This is a genomic window from Mesorhizobium sp. M8A.F.Ca.ET.207.01.1.1 (assembly GCF_004794715.1).
Classification (GTDB): Bacteria; Pseudomonadota; Alphaproteobacteria; order Rhizobiales; family Rhizobiaceae; genus Mesorhizobium.
In genome coordinates this window covers 1-290 of the sequence record NZ_SRUS01000535.1, presented here as the reverse complement: position 1 = coordinate 290, position 290 = coordinate 1, and the positions used below count along the sequence as shown (strand labels likewise).

Here is a 290-nt window from a genome sequence, read left to right as displayed (position 1 = left end):
AGCACTGCCAGGCCATCGCCGCGCTGGCGCAGGCGTTGCAGCACGTCGCGGCCATCCAGTTGCGGCAGGCCCAGGTCCAGCACCAGCAGTGCGTACTGGGTCGAGCCCAGCGCGGCGTCGGCGTGCGCGCCATTGTCGACGTGGTCGACCACGTGCCCCTGCCGGCGCAGCGAGGCGCACAGGCCGGAGGCGATGTCCGGGTCGTCTTCAGCAATCAGTAAGCGCATGCGCGGAGGCTCCTTTAACGGTCAGGCCCACCGGCTGGACGGGGCAGTCCTCTCGGCTGCCGA

The 290-nt window shown here is 70.7% G+C and carries 1 protein-coding gene; it reads right to left on the bottom strand.

Features of this window, described 5'->3' with window-relative positions; genetic code table 11:
* Positions 1-227, bottom strand: a 227-nt coding sequence (locus EN850_RS35720) for a response regulator (protein WP_136093084.1), incomplete at its 3' end; no start/stop codon positions are given.
* Positions 228-290: the final 63 nt, after the last annotated feature.